This window comes from Mesorhizobium sp. M1004, from assembly GCF_040318795.1.
GTDB lineage: Bacteria > Pseudomonadota > Alphaproteobacteria > Rhizobiales > Rhizobiaceae > Mesorhizobium.
In genome coordinates, this window is record NZ_JAMYNB010000037.1 from 2,501 (window position 1) to 5,000 (window position 2,500).

The 2,500-nt window shown below is 52.2% G+C and carries 1 rRNA gene (only partly in view); it reads left to right on the forward strand.

Features of this window, described 5'->3' with window-relative positions:
• Nucleotides 1-401 precede the first annotated feature (401 nt).
• Nucleotides 402-2,500, forward strand: a 23S ribosomal RNA gene (locus NKH54_RS32355) (it continues 703 nt past the right edge of the window).

A 2,500-nucleotide genomic window follows, 5' to 3' on the forward strand; every position in this document is an offset into this window, starting at 1 on the left:
TGTCGTGTCGCGCGATCCGCAGGATCGTCGCCTTGAAGTGTGTCGAGTGAGGGTGGTGAAAAAAGTCATTCGTATAAAGGTTTGTGGTGAGCTTCTTGGCTTGCCGCTTGTTCTGTTTTGACATCGTAAAGAGAAGATTTGTTCGAACTTCATGAGCCGAAAGGTTTGTGATTTGTCGCGGGAGACGCTCAATCTCCCGCATATGATGGGTTTGCCTAACCGCACCCTCGAACCGATCTCGAGAAGCTGGTCTTTTTGTGCCAATGACATCGAATGTGGATCCCGCACAGGATCCGGTTCAGGCGACAATTCCTTTGGAATTGCGCGGACGCCAACCCCGCAAGGGAGAGGCTGAAGCGACAATCCTTCGGATTGCGCGGATGGGCATTGGCAATGAGAACGATCAAGTGTCTTAAGGGCAATTGGTGGATGCCTTGGCATGCACAGGCGATGAAGGACGTGATACGCTGCGATAAGCTACGGGGAGGTGCGAATACCCTTTGATCCGTAGATTTCCGAATGGGGAAACCCACCTAAGGTACTTGGAAAATCAGAGTAGCAGAGCGATCTGCTACTGTGGTTTCCAAGTATCGATAATAGGTAACTTATCCTGAATACATAGGGATAAAGTGGCGAACGCGGGGAACTGAAACATCTAAGTACCCGTAGGAAAGGACATCAACCGAGACTCCGGAAGTAGTGGCGAGCGAACCCGGACCAGGCCAGTGGCGATTGAGAGACAAGCGGAACCTTCTGGAAAGTAGGGCCATAGTGGGTGACAGCCCCGTACGCGTAATGCGATCAATCGTCCTCGAGTAAGGCGGGACACGTGAAATCCTGTCTGAAATTGGGAGGACCACCTTCCAAGCCTAAGTACTCGTGCATGACCGATAGCGAACTAGTACCGTGAGGGAAAGGTGAAAAGCACCCCGACAAGGGGAGTGAAAGAGTACCTGAAACCGATTGCCTACAAACAGTGGGAGCCCGCAAGGGTCACCACGTACCTTTTGTATAATGGGTCAGCGACTTAGTGTGACGAGCAAGCTTAAACCGCTAGGTGTAGGCGCAGCGAAAGCGAGTCTGAACAGGGCGTTCAGTTCGTCGCATTAGACCCGAAACCGAGTGATCTAGCCATGAGCAGGTTGAAGGTAAGGTAACACTTACTGGAGGACCGAACCCATAACTGTTGCAATAGTTCGGGATGACTTGTGGCTAGGGGTGAAAGGCCAATCAAACTCGGAAATAGCTGGTTCTCCGCGAAATCTATTTAGGTAGAGCGTCGACCGAATACCCCAGGGGGTAGAGCACTGGATGGGCTAGGGGTCCTCACCGGATTACCAAACCTAACCAAACTCCGAATACCTGGGAGTACTAGTCGGCAGACACACGGCGGGTGCTAACGTCCGTCGTGAAAAGGGAAACAACCCTGACCTACAGCTAAGGTCCCCAAGTTATGGCTAAGTGGGAAAGGATGTGAGGATCCCAAAACAACCAGGATGTTGGCTTAGAAGCAGCCATCATTTAAAGAAAGCGTAACAGCTCACTGGTCTAAATAAGGGTCTTTGCGCCGAAAATGTAACGGGGCTAAAGCCATACACCGAAGCTTAGGGTTTGGTCCGCAAGGGCCAAGCGGTAGCGGAGCGTTCTGTAAGCTGACGAAGCCATACCCGTGAGGGGTGGTGGAGGTATCAGAAGTGCGAATGCTGACATGAGTAACGTAAGGGGAGTGAGAGACTCCCCCGCCGAAAGACCAAGGGTTCCTGCTTAAAGCTAATCTGAGCAGGGTTAGCCGGCCCCTAAGACGAGGCGGAAACGCGTAGTCGATGGGAACCACGTTAATATTCGTGGGCTTGGAGGTAGTGACGGATCGCACAAGTTGTCCAATCTTATCGGATTGAACGGGCAGCGGAGCGGTTCCAGGAAATAGCTCCTCCTTATAAACCGTACCCGAAACCGACACTGGTGGTCAGGTAGAGTATACCAAGGCGCTTGAGAGAACTATGCTGAAGGAACTCGGCAAATTGCACGCGTAACTTCGGAAGAAGCGTGACCCTTTTCTACGCAAGTAGAGGAGGGTGGCACAGACCAGGGGGTAGCGACTGTTTATCAAAAACACAGGGCTCTGCGAAGTCGCAAGACGACGTATAGGGTCTGACGCCTGCCCGGTGCTGGAAGGTTAAGAGGAGGGGTGCAAGCTCTGAATCGAAGCCCCAGTAAACGGCGGCCGTAACTATAACGGTCCTAAGGTAGCGAAATTCCTTGTCGGGTAAGTTCCGACCTGCACGAATGGCGTAACGACTTCCCCGCTGTCTCCAGCATAGACTCAGTGAAATTGAATTCCCCGTGAAGATGCGGGGTTCCTGCGGTTAGACGGAAAGACCCCGTGCACCTTTACTATAGCTTTACATTGGCATTCGTAGTGGCATGTGTAGGATAGGTGGTAGGCTTTGAAACCTGGGCGCCAGCTCAGGTGGAGCCACCCTTGAAATACCACCCTTAT